This is a genomic window from Nocardia sp. NPDC051981, from assembly GCF_040680715.1.
Lineage (GTDB): Bacteria > Actinomycetota > Actinomycetes > Mycobacteriales > Mycobacteriaceae > Nocardia.
In genome coordinates this window covers 104,549-123,165 of sequence record NZ_JBFAXK010000004.1, presented here as the reverse complement: position 1 = coordinate 123,165, position 18,617 = coordinate 104,549, and the positions used below count along the sequence as shown (strand labels likewise).

At 71.4% G+C, this 18,617-nt stretch carries 4 protein-coding genes; all 4 read right to left on the bottom strand.

Features of this window, described 5'->3' with window-relative positions; all coding sequences use genetic code 11:
• Window positions 1-25: 25 nt before the first annotated feature.
• A complete protein-coding gene (locus AB0L60_RS09880) occupies window positions 26-1,018 on the bottom strand; it encodes an ATP-binding cassette domain-containing protein (RefSeq protein ID WP_364610118.1) in 993 nt (330 codons plus the stop codon).
• Window positions 1,015-14,658 carry an amino acid adenylation domain-containing protein gene (locus AB0L60_RS09875; RefSeq protein ID WP_364610115.1) on the bottom strand — a complete coding sequence of 4,548 codons (13,644 nt, stop codon included), beginning with the start codon at window positions 14,656-14,658 and terminating at the stop codon, window positions 1,015-1,017. The genes AB0L60_RS09880 and AB0L60_RS09875 overlap by 4 nt, the downstream gene beginning before the upstream one ends.
• A gap of 406 nt (window positions 14,659-15,064) precedes the next feature.
• Window positions 15,065-17,011, bottom strand: coding sequence for an apolipoprotein N-acyltransferase (lnt, locus tag AB0L60_RS09870; protein ID WP_364610112.1), 1,947 nt, complete (start codon window positions 17,009-17,011; stop codon window positions 15,065-15,067).
• A complete protein-coding gene (locus AB0L60_RS09865) occupies window positions 17,001-18,596 on the bottom strand; it encodes an amidohydrolase family protein (RefSeq protein ID WP_364610109.1) in 1,596 nt (531 codons plus the stop codon). Before AB0L60_RS09865 ends, lnt begins: the two co-directional genes overlap by 11 nt.
• Window positions 18,597-18,617: the final 21 nt, after the last annotated feature.

Genomic DNA, 18,617 nt, shown 5'->3' with positions numbered 1-18,617 from the left:
GCTTCCGGTTCGGCGGGGAGGGTCGTCACGACAGGATCTCCTCTTGAACAGACTCGGGGGCGGGGACATCCGGCTTGCGTTCGCCGGGTTTGCCGGTGAGGGAAAGGAATACGTCGTCGAGGGTGGGCCGGTCCACGACCGCGTCGACCACGTGCACCCCGGCGTCGTCGAGGCGGCGCAGCGCCTCCACCATGGTGCGGCTGCCGTCGCCGACCACCACGGTGACCGTGTCGGCGCCCTCGTCGAATTCGGCTTCGCCGATGCCCACCTCGCCCAGCACCTGCTGTGCGGGGGCGGGATCCTGGCCGGGCGCGAGAGTGACGGTGAGCTTGTCGCCGCCGATGGAGGTCTTCAGCTCGTCGGCCGAGCCGCGGGCGATGACCCGCCCACGGTCGATGACGGTGATGCGGTCGGCGAGGAGGTCGGCCTCCTCCAGGTACTGGGTGGTGAGCAGCACGGTGGTGCCGTCGTCGACGAGTTCGCCGATGACACGCCACATGTCGAGGCGCCCACGCGGATCCAGGCCGGTCGTCGGCTCGTCCAGCACGACCACCGGCGGCCGGCACACCAGCGCCCCCGCCAGGTCCAGCCGGCGGGCCATACCGCCGGAGTAGGTGCCCGCCCGCCGCCCGGCCGCGTGGTCGAGGCCGAGGGCGGTGAGCAGTTCGGTGGCGCGTTCGGCGGCCCGCTTGTGGTTCATGCCGTACAGCCGGGCCACCATGCGCAGGTTCTCGAATCCGGTCAGGTTGGCGTCGATGGCCGCGTACTGGCCCGACAGGCCGATCCGGGTGCGAACGCGGGCCGGATGGTGCAGCACGTCCACACCCGCGACGTGCACCGAGCCCGCGCTCGGGCGTAGCAGGGTGGTGACGATGCGGACCGTGGTGGTCTTGCCCGCGCCGTTGGGCCCGAGCAGGCCCATCACCGTGCCGGACGGGATCTCGAGATCGATACCGTCCAGCACCCGCACCTTGCCGTAATACTTCACCAGCCCTTGGACTTCCACGGCCAGACTCATCGCATACCCTCCCGCCGGGCTCGGATGGCTGCCAGCTGATCCCGCAACACCGGCCCGATGACGGCGAGGGATTCGGGCGTTGTCATGCCGGCGTGCGTGCAGCGCACCAGCTGGTCGTGCACCGCACCGGTGACGTAGGGCTGCCAGGCCGCGGCACGGCGGTCCGGGTCGGCCCGGTTGATTTCGTCGTCGGCGGCCGTGAAGAACAGCAGATCACCGTCGAAGACGCGGGGCCGGAACCCGTGCGCCTGCGCCGCGCCGTTCTCGTATCCGGCGTAGAGCCGTTCCAGGTGCTCGACGGTGAGCGCCGCGAACGGCCCGGATCGCCCGCGGAGCAGTTCGGCCGCCTCGGTGAGCGTCATGCGCGAATCGATGTCGGCGTCACCGCCGAGCAGGTCGGAACCGAATTCGGCGACCACGGCCGCCACCGACGGCACCGCCTCCTCGAGCCACCGATCCGACAGCTGGTAGCTGTCCATCATGGCCAGCAACGCGACCTCGTCACCGGCCTCCTGCAGCTGCACGGCAATCTCGTGGGCGATGAGCCCGCCCAGCGACCAGCCCAGCACCTGGTAGGGGCCGGTGGGCTGCACCGACTTCATGTGCGCCACATAGTGTTTCGCGGCCTCGGCGATGGTGCGGTGACTGTCCTCCCCGGCCACGTGCGGGGCCTGCAGGCCGTATACGGGCCGCTCCTGCGGCAGATGCGGCAGCAGCCCGGCGAAGCACCAGGACAGGCCGATGGCCGGATGCACGCAGAACAGCGGCGGCACACCAGAATCGGCGACCGCGCGCAGCGGCAGCACCGCGCCCAGGGCCGCGGTCAGCGCGGCGCCCGCGTCACCCTCGGCGGCGGCGAGCCGCCCGGCGATGGCGGCCGGGGTGGACTCGCCGAACATGGCCTGCACCGGCAGGTCGATGCCCCCTGCCCGCAGCTGGGCCACCACCTTGGTGGCCAGCAGCGAGTTGCCGCCGAGTTCGAAGAACCCGTCGTCGGCGCCGACCTGTTCGACGCCCAGCACATCGGCGAAGGCGGCGCACAGCGCCTCCTCCAGCGGGGTGGCGGGGGCCCGGTAGCCCTCGCGGGCCGCGAACACCGGTTCCGGCAACGCCTTCCGGTCGAGCTTGCCGACCGGGGACAGCGGCACCCGGTCCAGCAGCATGATCGACTGCGGGACCATGTAGTTGGGCACCAGCTCGGCCACGTGGGCGGTCAGCTCGGCGGTGGTGGGCGCGGTTCCGGTGCGCGGCTTCACATACGACACCAGCGCGGTGGAGCCGGCCGGGGTGCGGTGCCCGATGGTGGTGGCGAACTCCACCTCCGGGTGCTTGGCCAGCGCCGCGTCGATCTCGCCGAGTTCGATGCGGAAGCCGCGGATCTTGACCTGGTGGTCGGTGCGGCCGACATACTCCAGATCCCGTGCGCCGCCCGCGCTTTCGAGCCAGCGGACCAGGTCGCCGGTGCGGTACATGCGCTCACCGGGCTTGCCGAACGGGTTGGCCACGAAGCGCTGTGCGGTCAGGCCCGGGCGGCGCAGGTAACCGCGCGCCAGCGCCGCGCCGGCCAGGTGCAGTTCACCGGTGACCCCGGCCGGGGCCGGGTGCAGGCGCGCGTCGAGCACGCTCGCGCCGACCCCGCGGATGGGCCCGCCGATGGTGATCTGCCCGCCGGGTGTCATGGGGTGCGAGATCACCGTGACGATGGTGGTCTCCGTCGGCCCGTACACGTTGTAGAGCCTGCGGCCCGGGGCCCACCGGCTGACCAGGTCCGGGGGCAGCGCCTCACCGCCGACCAGCACGTGCCGCAGTGCGGTCACGCCCGCCGGATCGACGGTGCCCAGGGCCGAGGTGGTGATGAAGGCGTGGGTGATGCCCTCCTCGATGAACACCTGGCCCAGTTCCTGCCCGCCGACCACACCCTGCGGGCTGATCACCAGGGTGGCGGCCCCGCCGAGAGCGAGCAGCAGGTCCAGCATGGCGGCGTCGAAACTCGGTGTGGCGAAGTGCAGGACCCGGCAATCGGGGCCGACGTCGAAGCGCTGCGCGGTCTCGGCGGCGAAGTTGGACAGGCCGCCGTGGGTGACGACCACGCCCTTGGGGATACCGGTGGAGCCGGAGGTGTAGATGACGTAGGCCGGGTTGTGCATGCGCAGCGGCACGATGCGTTCGGCGTCGCGGATCGGCGCGTCGGAGGTGGCGAGCACCCGCCGCCGGAACGACGGCGCGTCCAGCACCGTCCAGTTGGCCGCGTCGGGCATGTGCTCCCGGTAGCCGGACAGCGTGATGCCCACGGCCGCACCGGAATCCAGCAGCATGTGGCTGATGCGCTGCTCCGGGTAGTTCGGGTCGACGGGCACGAACGCGCCACCGGCCTTGGCGATGGCCAGCATCACCGCCACCGATTCGGCCGACCGTGGAATCCCCATGGCGACCAGGGTTTCCGGGCCCACGCCGTAGCCGATGAGCACCCGGGCCAGCCGGTTGGTCCAGCGGTCCAGAGCGTCGTAGGAGATCTGGGTGCTGGTCGAGCGGACCGCGATGGCCGACCGGTTGACGTTGGCCGCGGCCTCGAACACCTCCGGGAACGTGATGGGCAGGCCGGGCTCGGTGCCGCGGACCGGTGCCAGCGCCGACCATTCGGCCGAGTCCAGCACGTCCAGATCGCCCACGGCGGTGGCCGGATGCGCGGCGGCCGCGGCCAGCAGGCGCACGAACCGCTGTGCCAGCCGCTGCGCGGTCGCCGCCTCGAACAGGTCGGAGGCGTAGTTCACCGACACTGTGATGCCGTCGGGTTCGCGGCGCGGCGTCCAGGATTCGGTGAGGGTGAACTGCAGGTCGAACTTGGCGATGCCCGGGTCGGCGTCGTCGGCCTCGATGCGCATGGCCGGCAGCTCCAGCACCCGCGCGGGCTGGTTCTGTACCGACAGCATGACCTGGAACATTGGGTGATGCGCCTGGGAGCGCACCGGATTCAGCACCTCGACCAGGCGCTCGAACGGCACGTCGGCGTGGGCGAAGGCCTCCAGATCAGTGTCGCGGACCGCGCGCAGCAGGTCGCCGAACGCGGCGCCGCCATCGATGTGGGTGCGCAGCACCAGGGTGCCGACGAACATGCCGACCAGGCGGTCCAGCGCCGGATGTCCGCGTCCCGCAATCGGTGTGCCGACCGTGATGTCGTCGTCGTGCGTCAGGCGATGCAGCAGTGCGACGAGTGCCGCGTGCAGCACCATGAACATGGTGACGCCGTGTTCGGCTGCCAGCGCCTGCAATTCGCGGTGGGTGAAGGCGTCGAGCTTGCACTCCACCGTGCCGCCCCGGTAGGTCGGCACCGGCGGCCGTGGCCGGTCGGCGGGAACGGAGAGCCGTTCCGGGATGCCGTCGAGGGCGCGCCGCCAGTAGTCGAGCTGGCGGCTGATCACCGAGTCCGGATCATCCTCGCGGCCCAGCACATCCTGCTGCCACAGCGTGTAATCGGCGTACTGGATGGGTAGTTCGGGCCATTCCGGGGTCTGCTTGCCGGTGTGCGCCCGGTAGGCGGCGGCCACATCGGCGGCCAGCGGCTGCAGCGACCAGCCGTCCATGGCGATGTGGTGCACCACCAGCACCAGCACATGTTCGGTCCTGCTGCCGGTCAGGCGCAGCAGGGCCGCGCGCACCGGCACGCTGGTGGCCAGGTCGAAACCGCCGGCGGTGACGCGGCGGATCTCGGCGGGCACCTCGTCCGCGGCGACCGTCCGGACCGGCAGGCCGAACGCCCCCTCGCCCGGCTCCAGGATCCGCTGGCAGGGTTCGCCGTCGATCTCCGGGAAGACGGTGCGCAGGGTCTCGTGCCGGTCCTGCACGGCGTGCAGCGCCGCGCGCAGTGCCGGGATGTCCAATTCACCGTGCAGGCGCAGGGCGACCGGAACGTTGTAGGCGCCCAGCGCTTCTCCGTGCTCGCCGGCGTTGAACTTCTCCAGGAACCACAGCCGCCGCTGGGCCGCGGAGAGCGGGATCCGCGCGGGCCGGGTGCGCCGGCGCGGTTCCGGCCGCAGATCCGCGGAGGAGGATCCGGCGTCCAGGGCCGCGGCGAGTCTGGCCACGGTGGGCGCGGCGAAGACCGACCGGACCTCCAGTCGCACCCCGGTGGCGGTGGCCAGCCGGGCCACCAATTGGGTGGCCAGCAGCGAGTTTCCGCCGACCTCGAAGAAGCTGTCGTCCGCGCCCAGGGCCTCGGCGCCGACCAGCTCCCCCATCACCTCGGCGACCAGGCGTTCGGTGTCGGTCTCCGGTTCCCGCGAGACCCCGGCGACGACGGCCGTGGGTTGCGGCAGCGCGTCGCGGTCGAGCTTGCCGACCGGGGTGAGCGGAATGTGGTCGAGCAGGGCGAGGGCGCTGGGCACCATGTGCGCCGGCAGATGCTCGGCGCAGTGCGCGCGCAGCTCCTCGAGATCGGGTGCGGCGGCGAGGTCCACGGGCAGCACGAACGACACGATGCGGCGCGCGCCCGCGATCTCGCGAACCTCGGTGTGGGAGAAGCGGATCGCGCGGTGGGCGGTGAGCACGCCGTCGATCTCGCCCAGCTCGATACGGAAACCGCGCAGCTTCACCTGGTGGTCGCTGCGGCCCAGGTAGACGATGTCACCGTCGCCGGTCCAGCGCACCACATCGCCGGTGCGGTAGAGGCGCGAGCCCTCCGGACCGTACGGATCCGCGACGAACCGGGCGGCGGTGAGGTCGAACCGCTCGAAATAGCCGCGCGCACAGCCCTGTCCGCCGATGTACAGCTCGCCGGGCACGCCGACCGGGACCGGGCGCAGGCGCTCGTCCAGGACCACGGCGCGGGCGCCGCGGACCAGATTGCCGATGGTGATGGGCTCGCCGACCCGCAGCGGCGCGGAGATGGTGACCACGATGGTGGTCTCCGTCGGGCCGTATACGTTGAACATCAGGCGGCCGGGGGCCCAGCGCCCCACCAGTTCCGGTCCCAGGGCCTCGCCGCCGACCATGATCGCGCGCAGGTGCGGCAGCGGCCAGCGGTCCCGGTCGATGGTCGCCAGCGCGGCCGGGGTCATGAAGGTGTGGCTGACCTGTTCGCGTTCCATGAGCGCGGCCAGTTCGTCGCCGCCGTACACGTCGGGCGGGACGATGATCATGGTCGCGCCCGCGCAGATCGCGAACAGCAGGTCGTAGACGGAGGCGTCGAAGCTCGGGGACGAGAAGTGCATGATCTGCGAGTCCCGGTCGACCCGCGCGCGCTCCCGGACCTCGTCGGCGAAATTGGACAGGCCGCCGTGGGTGACGGCCACGCCCTTGGGTTTTCCGGTCGAGCCGGAGGTGTAGATGATGTACGCCAGATCCGTGGTCCACAGGGTGCCGGTGCGCTCGGCATCGGTGATCGGCCCGTCGTCGAGGACCTCGAGCTCGTCGAGCAGTTCGGCGTCGTCGAGCAGCAGCCACTCCACGCCGCCGGCGGCGTGGAGCCGGTCGGCGTGCTCGGTCATGCTGACACCCACCCGGCAGCCGGAGTCCGCGAGCATGTGCTGCACCCGGTCCGCCGGATAGTTGGGGTCCACCGGCACGAACGCCGCGCCGCATTTGGTGACGGCCAGCGCCGTCAGCACCGACTCCACTGACCGGGTCAGGCCCAGCGCCACCCGGTCACCCGGGCCCAGGCCGCGGTGGATCAGGGCCCGCGCCAAGCGGTTCGAATACACGTCGGATTCCAGGTAGGTGAGCTCGGTGCCGTCGAGTCGCAGGAACACCCGGTCGGCATGCAGGTGCGCGGTGGCCGCGAAGTAGGCGGCCAGGCTGCACTGCGGCTCCGGCGCGGGGCCCCAGGCCGGGGTGAGCATGTCGTGCTCGAGTTCGGTGCGTGCGTCGATGTCACGCACGCGCACGTGCGCGTCGGCGGTGACGGCGCCGAACACCTTGACCAGGCGCTCGGCCAGGATGCCGACCGTCGACTGGTCGAAAAGCTCGGCGGCGTAGACGAATTCGAAGGCCCGCCGGTCCTCGCCCACGCCGGGCAGCACCCGCAGCTCCAGATCGAACTTGGCCAGCGCGATATCGAGTTCCTCGGCCTGCAGCGACAATCCGGGCAGCCGCAGCGCGGGTACCGGGGTGTCCTGCACGGTCAGCGCGACCTGCAGCAACGGGCTCGCGCCGTAGCGGCGCTGCCCCGCGTCCGCGGACTGCAATTCCTCCACGACCCGCTCGTAGGGCACCTCGGCGTGCGCCATGGCGGCCAGTTCGGTGTCGCGGTCGGCCTGCAGCAGTTCGGCGAAGCTGCGGTCGGGGTCCACATCCGAGCGCAGGATCAGCGTGTTGACGAACATGCCGACCAGATCGTCGAGGCGGGTGTCGGTCCGCCCGGCCACCGGGGTGCCGACGATCACGTCGCGGCCGCCGGTGACCACGCGCAGCAGCACGGCCAGCGTGGAGCGCAGCACCATGAACAGGCTGACGCCGTGTGCCCGGGCGACCTCGGCGAGCCTGCGCTGCACGGCTTCGGGCACCTCGAACCGCACCGATCCGGCCCGGTGGGTGGGCTCGGCCGGGCGGGGCCGGTCGTAGGGTAGCGGCAGTTCCCCGGGCAGCTCGGCCAGCGCGGTACGCCAGTAGGCCAGCTGGGTGGCGGCGGCGCTCTCGGCGTCGTCCTCCGTGCCCAGAATCTCGCGCTGCCACAGGCTGAAGTCGGCGTACTGCACCGGCAGCGGCGTCCAGGTGGGCGCCGCGCCGCCGTGGCGGGCGGTGTAGGCGATGGCCAGGTCCCGGGTCAGCGGCCCCAGCGACCAGCCGTCGGCGGCGATGTGGTGCAGCGCGATGCCGAGCAGGTGCCGGCGGGTTCCGGTGCGCAGCAAGGTCATCCGCAGCGGGATCTCGCGGGTCAGGTCGAAGCCGCGGCGCGCCAGCGAGCGCAGGGCGTGGCGCGCGCCGACCTCGTCGGTCTCGACCACGTCCAGCACCGGCAGGCACCGGGCGGTGTCCAGCACGACCTGGTAGGCGCCCTGGGCGTCCTCCGGGAAGACGGTGCGCAGCACCTCGTGCCGCTCCGCGACGTCGGCCAGCGCCGCCCGCAACGCGTCGATGTCCGGATCGCCATCGATCCGCAGCACGAATGCGATGTTGTAAGCGCTGGATTCGGGGGAATATCTGTTGAGGAACCACAGTCGCTGCTGCGGCAACGACAGTGGTACGCGCTCCGGGCGCGGCGTATGCACAGCCAGCGCTACACGCTCGGCCCGGGGCGCTTCCGCCAGCCGTGCGGCCACCCCGGCCACCGTCGGCAGCTCGAAGATGTCGCGCACCGGCAGCTCCACCCCGAACTCGCTGTGCAGGGCCGAGGTCAGGCGGGTGGCCAGCAGCGAGTTGCCGCCGATCTCGAAGAAGTTGTCGTCCGCACCCGGCGTGAGGCCGCCCAGCACGCTGCCGAAGACCAGCGCGACCTGTTGCTCCAGTTCGGTTTCCGGGGCGCGGGTGGGCGCGGCGGCCACGAACTCCGGTGCGGGTAGCGCCTTGCGGTCCAGCTTGCCGGTCGGGGAGACCGGTACGGCGTCGAGCACGGTGAGCGCGGCGGGCACCATGTAACCCGGCAGCCGTCCGCGCGCGGTCTCGAGCACCGTGGCCGGGTCGATGTCGGTGTCGGCGGTGAGATAGGCCACCAGACGCGGGATTCCGCGCTCGTCGTGGTGAACGACGGTGAGCGCGAAGGTGACTCCCGGATGCGAGGCCAGCACGTGGTCGATCTCGCGCAGTTCGATGCGGAAGCCGCGGATCTTGATCTGGTCGTCGGCCCGGCCCAGGAAGCGCAGTTGTCCCGCCCGGTCGGCGACCACGAGATCGCCGGTGCGGTACATGCGTTCGCCGCGCCGCCCGTGCGGGTTGGCCGGGAATTGTTGCGCGGTCAGCCCGTGCCGGCCCAGGTAGCCGCGGGCCAGGCCGGGACCGGACAGGTACAGTTCGCCCGCCACGCCCGGCGGCACCGGGTGCAGGCGGCCGTCGAGCACGAACAGCCGCATTCCGCGCACGGGCCCGCCGATCGGCACCGGCTGCCCCGCGAGCATGGGCCCGGTGGCGGTGGCGGCGACGGTGGCCTCGGAGGGGCCGTACATGTTGTGCATGCGCCGCGCCGGACGGCCGGGCCGGGAATCCGGTGCGGTCCAGACCTCGACGAGATCCTCGGGGCAGGCCTCGCCGCCGACGATGACGGCCTCCAGCTCCGGCAGGTCGGCGGCGGGCACGGTGGCCAGGGCCGCCGGCGTGACGAAGGCGTGCGTCACATGCTCCTCGCGCAGGATGCGGGCCAGCTCGGCGCCGCCGAAGACGCCCGCGGGCACCACCACGATGGTGGCCCCGGCCGCGAAACCGAGCAGCAGCTCCAGCACCGACGCATCGAAGCTGGGCGACGAGAAGTGCAGGGTGCGAGCCGAATCGGTGACCTTGAACAGGTGCATCTGCTCATGCGCCAGCGAGGCGATGCCCGCATTGGTGACCACCACGGCCTTGGGCTTGCCGGTGGAACCGGAGGTGTAAATCAGGTAGGCCGGGCCGCCGATGCGCAACGGGTGGTGCCGGTCCGCGTCGGTGACCGGGGTGTCGGGGAACTGCGCGCACTCCTGCGTGAGCTGCTCGGAGCCGAGCAGCAGCCAGTCGACGTAGCTCTTGCGGTGGCGGCCCCGATTGCCGGGCCAGGTGGTCGGCATGTTCTCGCGCCGTTCGGCATTGGTGATGCCGAGCATGGCGCCGGAATCGGCGAGCATGTGGGCGATGCGGTCGGCCGGATAGTCGGGGTCGACGGGCACGTACGCGGCACCGGTCTTGGCCACCGCCCACACCGCGAGAATGCTCTCCAGGCTGCGCGGCAGCGCGATCGCCACCACCACCTCCGGGCCCGCGCCGTGCTCGATCAGCACCCGCGCCAGGCGGTTCGAGCGTTCGTCGAGTTCCCGGTAGGTGGTGTCGACACCCAGGTAGCGGACCGCGACCGCGTCGGGCACCCGCTCGGCGGTGTCGCTGAGCAGCCGGGCCAGGGTGATGCTGGGCACGGCGGGGGATCCGACGATGGGCACCAGCTTCGCGATCTCCCGGACGTCCAGCAGCGGCAGGTCACCGACGGGGGTGGACGGGTCGGCGACCGCGGCGGCCAGGAGCGCGCCGAAGCGCCGCGCGATGGCCTCCACGGTGGTCCGGTCGAAAACGTCTGCGGCATAACCGAATTCGGCGGTGAATCCGGCGTCCTCGGCGGGGATGCCGGCGGGTTCCTGGACGGTCAGCTGCAGATCGAACTTGGCGACGTCGGTGGCCAGGGGCACCACCTCGGTCTCCACGCCGGGTAGGTCGACGTCCAGCTCGGGGTTGCTGTCGTAGGACAGCATCACCTGGAACAGGGGGTGGCGGGCGGCGGAGCGCTCGGGATTGACCACCTCGACGAGCCGCTCGAACGGCACGTCGGCATTGGCGAAGGCATTGAGGTCGGTTTCGCGGACCTCCGCGAGCATGCGGTCGAAGCCGGCGGCCGGGTCCACCCGGGTGCGCAGCACGAGGGTGTTGACGAACATGCCGACCAGATCGTCGAGCGCCGGATCGCTGCGCCCGGCGATCGGCGTGCCGATCACGATGTCGGTGGTGTTGCACAGGCGCGCGAGCACCGCGGCCAGCGCGGCGTGCAGGACCATGAAGGTGCTGACCCCGCGTGCGGCGGCCACGCCGGCCAGGGCCCGGCGGGTCTGCGCGGAGATGTCGAACTCGACGGTGCCGCCGGCGGTGCTGCGGTGCCGCGGGCGGGGGCGGTCCAGCGGCAGGTCCAGCTGGTCGGGCAGGTCGGCGAGCGCGGCGCGCCAGAAGGCGAGCTGCCGGGCCAGGGCGCTGGCCGGGTCGGCCTCGTCGCCGAGCAGTTCCCGTTGCCACAGTGCGAAATCCGCGTACTGCACCGGCAGCGGCGTCCACCGCGGCGCCACGCCCTGGGCGCGAGCGGCGACCGCGGTGATGATGTCGCGGCTCAGCGGGGCGATGGACCAGCCGTCGCCGCTGATGTGGTGCAGCACCACCAGGAACAGGTGGGTGTCGGGCCCGATGGCGTACAGCGCCACCCGGACCGGGGCCTGGCTGCGCAGATCGAAGCCGTACCCGGCGAATTCGCTCGCCAGCGCGACCGCGTCCTCGCCGGTGGCGTCGATGGGATCGAGGGTGAGCGGGATCTCCGAGGCCGGGTGCACCAGCTGGCAGGGCCCGTCGGGGGTGTCGGGGAAGGTGGTGCGCAGGCTCTCGTGCCGTTCCAGCACATCCACCAGGCCGGCCCGCAGTGCCGGAATATCCAGGGGCCCGGTCAGTTTCACCGCGAAGGCCATGTTGTAGGCCGCCGCGTGCTCGGCGAACCGGTTGAGGATCCACAGCCGCTGCTGGGCCAGCGACAGCGGAAGCTGTTGCGGCCGTTGCCCGGCCACCAGTTTCGGGGAGGTGTTCTCCGGCTCCGCGGCCGAGAGCCGGGTGGCCAGCGCGGTGATGGTGGAGGTTTCGAACAGATCGCGGATGGTGAGCGACGCGCCGAGGGCCGCGTTCACGCGCGCGACCGCCCGGGCGGCGGTCAGCGAGTTGCCGCCGAGGTCGAAGAAGCTGTCCTCGGTGTCGAATTCGTCGGTGCCGAGCACCTCGGCGAAGATGTCGGTGAGCTGGTGTTCCATGGCGGTGCGCGGGGCGGCGACGGGCCGGGCCGGGCGGCGGGCGCCTGCATCGGGTGCGGGCAGCGCCTTGCGGTCCACCTTGCCGTTGGCGCTCAGCGGTAGCTCGTCCAGCACCATGAGGTACGACGGCACCATGTAGCTGGGCAGGGTCCGGCGCAACGTGGCGGTGAGGTCGGACGGGTCGAGGTCGCCGATGCCGGGGGCGGGCACGACGTAGGCGATGAGCTCGTCCCCGCTGCGACCGCGGCGGGCCACGCACACCGCGCGTGCGACGCGGGCGTCGGCCAGCAGGACTGCCTCGATCTCGCCGAGTTCGATGCGCAGGCCGCGCACCTTGATCTGGAAGTCGCTGCGCCCCAGGTATTCCAGGACGCCGGCGGTGCCGGCGCCGCGCCAGCGCACCAGGTCGCCGGTGCGGTACATACGGGCGCCGGGGGTGAACGGGTTGGCCACGAAACGGTCGGCGGTGAGGGCGCCACGGCCCACATAGCCCCGGGCCAGCTGCACGCCGGCCAGGTACAGCTCGCCCACGACGCCCGGGGCGACCGGCTGGAGCCGGGCGTCGAGCACATAGGTGCGGGTGTTCCAGATGGGCGAGCCGATCGGGACGTCGGTGCTGCCCGGAGTGCAGTGCCAGGCGGTGACGTCGACGGCGGCCTCGGTCGGGCCGTACAGGTTGTGCAGCTGCGGCGCGTCGGTGCCGCTGCCGAGGGCGGCGTGGAACTCGGCGACGGTGGCGGCGGGCAGCGCCTCACCCGAGCAGAAGACCCGCGACAGTCCGGTGCAGCCCCGCACATCGGTGTCGGTGAGGAACACCGACAGCATGGACGGCACGAAATGCGCCGTGGTGACGCCCTTCTCGGCGATGATGCGGGCCAGATACGCGGGATCGCGGTGCCCGTCGGGGGCGGCGATGACCAGGCGGGCCCCGATCTGCAAGGGCCAGAAGAACTCCCACACCGAGACGTCGAAGGTGGCGGGGGTCTTCTGCAGCACCACGTCGGAGGAGTCGAGCGGGTAGGCATCCTGCATCCAGCGCAGCCGGTTCACGATGGCGGCGTGAGTGACGCCGACACCCTTGGGCGTGCCGGTGGAACCGGAGGTGAAGATGACGTACGCGAGGTGGTCGGGACGCAGCGACGCGGTCCGATCGGCATCGGTGACCGGGCGGCCCGGGTGCCGCGACACATCCGCGGTGTCGATGTCGAATCGCGGTGCGGTGCCAGGCATGTCGAGCCTGTCGCGCGACGCGGTGAGCACGCACAGCGGCCGGGCCTGGTCGAGGATGGCCTCGATGCGGTCGGCCGGGTGGTCCGGGTCGATGGGCAGGTAGGCGGCGCCCGCCTTGACGATGGCGTACATGCCGACCAGCAGGTCGAGGCTGCGCCGGACGGCCAGGCCCACCAGGCTGTCGGGTCCCGCGCCGCGCGCGATGAGTTCGCGGGCCAGCCGGTTGGTGCGCTCGTCGAAGGCGGCGTAGGTGAGGGTCTCGCCCTCGAAGTCGAGCGCGACCTGATCGGCGGAGGCGGCGGCCCGGTCGGCGAACAGTCCGGCCAGGGTGCCCTCCTGGCGGGCCACCTGGGTCGAATTCCATTCGTGCAGCACGCGTTCGCGTTCCGGATCGGTAAGCACCGGCATGTCGGCGACCGGTGTCTCCGGGTCGGCGGACACGAAGCGGGCCAGGTAATCCAGCAGCCGGTCGTGGTGCGCGGCGAGTTCGGCGTCGCTGTAGAGGCGCGGGTTGGCCTCGAAGTCGATGTGGATGCGATCGCCGAGCCCGTTGTACAGGTTGATCGACAGGTCCTCGACCGGGCCGGTGGACAACACGTTGATGGCGCCCATCAGGCTGCCGAACTTCAGCTCGTTGTGGAAGAGCATGAGGTTGACCATGGGGCCGAAGAAGCCGCGGGCGTCGCGCGAATAGCCGCAGTCCCGGCGGATGTCGTCGCTGCGATAGCGCTGGTGGCGCAGGGCCCCGGTGATCTGCAGCTCGACCGCGCGCACGGTGTCGGCGACGGTGTGGGTGTCGGTGAACTGCACGCGGATGGGCACCACGTTCGAGACCACACCGCTGGAACGGCGCAGCGCCACGGTGGTGCGCGCGGACACGGGCAGGCTCAGCACCACGTCCTGGGTGCCGGTGACGGCCCGCACGTAACCGGCCAGGGCGGCCACGAACAGCGCGGAGCTGTTGGAGCCGAAGGCGGTCGCGGCGGCCTCGACGGCGGCCTGGGCGTCGTCGGCGAGCACGGCGGTCGCGCTGCGGCGGCCGGCGTCGGACACCGCGGGCAGCATTCCATTGCTGGACAGGGTGATCGGCTCGCCGGCGCCGGCGAGCTGCTGACGCCAGTAGTCGCTGTCGGTCACGAAGCGGCTGGTCTCCCGGTAGCGGTTCTCGTCGGAGTAGATGCTGGCCAGTGGGGTGGCCCGGGAGTCCGCCGGCTCGTCGTGGGCTTCGAGCGCCGTATAGATCTCCGCGGCGCGGGTGGTGGCGTTCATGGCGCCGTAGCCGTCGATGACAATGTGGTGGCCGCGGCTGTACCAGATCCAGTCCGAGTCGCCCACCTGCAGCACCACATTGGTGGTGAGCGGGTCGCGTTCGATGTCGATGGGCGAGCTGGCGTGCTCGTTCATCCAGGCGAGGGCCGCGGCGCGCGGGTCGGTCTCGGCGCGCAGGTCGTAGCGGGCCCAGCCGGGCCGCCGGTGGTAGTCCACCAGCTGGTGCGGCACCCCGTCGATCTCGATCAGGCGCACGTGGCCGACTTGGCTCTCGGCGCCGTAGCGCTCGATGGCGTACAGCAGGCGGCCGACGTCCAGGTCGCCGTGAATCTCGACGTATTGCGCGATGGTGAGGGGAATGTCGGGCCGGATGCGCTGGGCGTACCACAGAGCCGACTGTGCGGGAGAGAGCGCGAAAGGTTGAGCTGAGAATTCACCAGAAGAACATTGGTCGACACGGTCGGTGGCCAATGAACTCATCAAAAAACTCCGTTCTGCCGCTGTTGACGCAACTCCCCGAGCCCCGAAAATCGATCACGGTCCGCCCCGATAGCCCGGCGATCGCGCGCATGCGCGAGCCGTAGGACGTGATCCACGTCCTATGATTCGGAGCATCCCGCCGAGCGGATCGGTGGTGATCTCGAGTTGTCCGCAACGAACGGGCGTTGACGGCGCGAAGATTAAGTTCAGTTACCCCATAGCAAACCTCGCTAGGATCGCTTAACTCGCCTAAGGAAACCGCACGACCACAGACAGACCGGAGACTCCAACAAGCCATGGCAACGAACTGGCGCAACTGTCTCGCCGACGCGGGACGGCCCTCTCACACGTGCCCGCGGGTAATACGCCGGAAAAAGCCTCCGGGATCAGATCCGGTCGATCGGAGTCACGCGCGCGGTGCCCGACGCCGGATCAGCGCTGCCGCAACGGCAGCAGCGGCCAGGATACACACGATCGCCTCGGGCGCGGGCCCGAAACGAGTGGCAAATGTCGTATTGTTCCGCAACGGCAACGTCGCTACCAGCGCCGCAGGTTCGAATTGCGGCGTCTGCTGCCGGATCACGCCGTCTGCGGTGATCATGGCGCTGACACCGGTGGTCACCGAGACCACCACTGCGCGCCCGTGTTCCACCGCCCGCACCCGCGACATGGCCAGCTGCTGATAGGTCATCTCGCTGCGGCCGAAGGTGGCGTTATTGGACGGGACCGCGAGCAGCTGCGCGCCGGCGCGCACGGACTCCTCGAACGCGCGGTCGAAGACCACCTCGTAGCAGGTGGCCACGCCGATCGCGACCGGGGCGCCGCCGGTGAACGGCTGGGCGCGCACCACACCGTCGCCCGTACCGGGGACGAAATAGCCTGCGCGGTCCGCGTATTCGGAGAAGTGCCGGAAGAAGTCGCGGTACGGGAGGTATTCGCCGAAGGGCTGGATGATCTTCTTGTCGTGCCGCTCCCCCGGTCCGGCGTCGCCGTTCCAGACGATGACCGAGTTGGTGGTGGTGCGGTCGTCGTTGACGAGCACCGCGCCGACCAGGATGGGTGCCTTCACATCCTTGGACGCCTGCGAGATCTCCTGGGCCGCATCGGCATTGCGCAGCGGATCGATATCGGAGGAGTTCTCCGGCCAGATCACCACGTCCGGTTGCGGGGCGCGGCCGGCCGCGATGTCGCGGGCCAGTTGCTCGGTGCGCTTGACGTGATTGTCGAGAACCGCGCGGCGCTGGGCATTGAAGTCCAGGCCCAGGCGCGGCACGCTGCCCTGGATGGCGGCGACCGTGATCGGCCGGTTGCCGTCCTCCGGGCCGGGCAGCGCGGTCCGGAGGATCACTCCGGTGAGGGGAACTATAGCCACAAGCATTGCCGCAGCAACAATCCGGTTCCAGGATGTGGGACGGCCAGCCCTCGATCTGGGAGAATCCGAGGCGGCCGCGACCGGCTCACTGCTCCCCTCCGCACTCGATGCGAAGCGGCGCAGCAAACTCACTGCAAGCCACGCCAGCCCGGTGCCGGTGAGCGCAACCGCGAAGCTCACCAGCGGTGCGCCACCCACCATCGCGAAGGGCAGATACCATCCGTCGGCCTGACCGAAAGCCAGTTTCCCCCAAGGGAACCCGCCGAACGGGAAGCTGGCCCGCGCCCACTCGGTCAGCGACCACACGGTCGCCACCCACAGCGGCCATCCGGGCAGCGTCGCCACCCACCGCGTCAGCAGCCCGAACAATCCGACATACAGGGCGCACACGGTCGACAGGGCGAGCCACGGCACCGGACCGACATAGATCCCGGTCCACGGCAGCAGCGGCAGGAAGAACGCCAGCCCCGCCACGAACCCGAATCCGAATCCTCCACGCGCCCGGCAGGTTCCGCGCACGGCGAGGGTCAGGACGGCGATCCCGACCGGAGCCAGATACCACAGCGTCCGGGGCGGGAAGCTCGCGTACAGCAGCAGCCCGGCCACCGCCGCGGCCGGCAACCGCGTCAACCACGGCCGTGCCGTCGCTACCGCGATCGCTCGCGCCGCCGCCCCCGGCCGGGACTCCGGCGCGGACGCGCCCCCGGCCCGCGCGACGGTCGAAATGCCGCCGCCCTCATCGCCTTCCGATGCCGCGCCGACGGCGCGATCTCCGTCCCGCTCGGCCGCTGTGGTCGCCACCGGATCCGGGCCCTGGTCGGCGGTCCCGGAGGCAGTGTCCGCATCGCTGGCCGACGGTCCCGATCGGGTAGCTGCTTCGGCGGCGGGACCGTCGGTCTCGCGAGGTCCGGGATCCGGCGTGGCCGGTCCGGTGGAAGGCGGTGCGGCGGTGCGGTTCTCGGGGCCGGGCTCAGGCTTCATGAATGGTGACTCCGCGGTGCACGGTGCGCAGGCAGCGCGGCAGGGTGGCGTCCGGGGTGAGGGGCGGGAGGCCTGGGACGCGGGAGCGGGGGTCGGTAGACCAGCGCTGCACGGTATCGGCGGCGGCCGCGACGACGAGCTCGCGGGCGTCCCAGATGGCATAGGAGGCAGGGGCGCCCGGGACGAGGGTGCCGGCGACACCGTCGCGGACGCCGCCCGCGCGCCAGGCGCCGCGGGTGGCCGCGGCGAAGGCGGCCCGCGGCGAGATCTGATGGCCCGGGGTGCGGTGGTTGACCGCGGCGCGGATGGCCTCCCACGGATTCAGCGCGGTGACCGGCGCGTCGGAGCCGATGGCGAGGGAGATGCCCGCGGCGGCCATGGCGGCGAAGTTGTTGAGGGTGGCGGCGCGTCCGGCGCCGAGGCGGGTGGCGTACATGCCGTCCGGGCCGCCCCAGGCGGCGTCGAATCCCGGTTGGACACTGGCGATCACGCCCCACGCGGCGAGTTTCCCGATCTGGTCGGCGGTCATCATCTCGGCGTGTTCGAGGCGGTGCCCGCGGGAGGCGACGGCCGGGCCGCCGAGTTCGCCCACGACCCGCTCGAATCCGGCCACGACCGCGTCCATGGCGGCGTCGCCGATGACATGGAAGCCGGTCTGGAGGCCGGCCTCGGTGCACGCGAGGATGTGCGCGGCGATCGCCTCGGTGTCGAGGTAGGAGGTGCCGGTGGTGTCGCGGTCGGCATAGGGTTCGCGCAGCCACGCGGTGTGCGAGCCGAGCGCCCCGTCCACGAACAGGTCGCCGCCGAGGGCGTGCACGCCGAGTTCCTTGACCAGGGTGCGGGCTTCGTCGGCGGTGCGCACGGCCTGCCCCCAATAGGCGCGCACCTCGACGCCATGCCCGAATTCGAGGAGTTCCCGCACGTCGTCGGCGCCGGAGATCTCGGGTCCCGCGCATTCGTGCACGGCCACAACGCCATTGGCGGCCGCCGCGTCCAGCGCGACCTGCCGGGCGGCATCCCGCTGTGCCCGGTTCAGTGCGCCCAGCGCGGCCCTGCGCACGCGGTGGTGGGCGTCCGCGCGCAACGGCTCACCGCGGGTGAACCCGGCCGCCTCGGTGATTCCGGGTACCGCGTCCAGCAATGCGCTGGAGGCCACCGCCGAATGTGCGTCCACGCGAGCCAGATACACCTGGCGTCCCGGCGCTGCGGCGTCGATCTCCTCGCGCGCCGGCGGCCGTCCGCCGGCCCAGGTGGTCTCGTCCCAGCCCTCGCCGAGGATCACCCCGTCCGGGTGCGCGGCGGCGAACTCCCGCACCAGCCGCAGGCATTCCTCCAGCGAACGGGCCTGTGCCAGATCGAGTCCCGTCAGCGTCAGCCCCAGCCCGGTCACGTGCACGTGCGGATCCACGAACCCGGGGGCCACGAACGCCCCGTCCAGTTCGATGATCTCGGCGTCCGGATGCAATGCCCGCCCCGGCTTGTCCAGCCCCACCCACACCACGATCCCGTCACTGACGGCCATGGCCGTCGCGTCAGGATTGCTCGAACTGTAGATACGACCGCCGACAAGCAACTGGGTACTCACGGGTCTCCAGTCTGCCCGACG